Source organism: Chloroflexaceae bacterium, assembly GCA_025057155.1.
In the GTDB taxonomy this organism is placed as follows: Bacteria; Chloroflexota; Chloroflexia; order Chloroflexales; family Chloroflexaceae; genus JACAEO01.
On sequence record JANWYD010000119.1, the window covers coordinates 1 to 378 of the forward strand.

Sequence of the window (378 nt, forward strand, 5' to 3'; positions counted from 1 at the left end):
GCGCTGGCGTAGCCCATCTGGAAGTACTGGAAAGCGTTCTGGTAGATGTAGTAGCCCAGCAGCATGGTGCTGCCCACCGGTCCCCCATCCGTGCGGAGCACCAGGATGAGGCCGTAGCTCTGGAAGGTGCCCACGAGGGAGAGGAAGAAGACCAGGAGGGTTGTGGGGGCGAGCAGGGGGATGGTGATCCAGCGGGCCACCTGGAAGGGCGTGGCCCCATCCACCCGGGCGGCCTCCTCGAGCTCCCGCGGGATGCCCTGCAGGCCGGCCAGGTAGATCACCGCGGCCAGCCCCACCCCCTTCCAGACGGCGATGAGGATGACCGAGGCCAGGGCGGTGCTGGGGTCCTGCAGCCAGCGCAGCGCCGGGAGGCCCAGG

The 378-nt window shown here is 69.3% G+C and carries 1 protein-coding gene; it reads right to left on the reverse strand.

The window, feature by feature from the left end:
• Positions 1-378: sugar ABC transporter permease (locus NZU74_20575; GenBank protein MCS6883722.1), on the reverse strand; the 378-nt coding region annotated here is incomplete at both ends.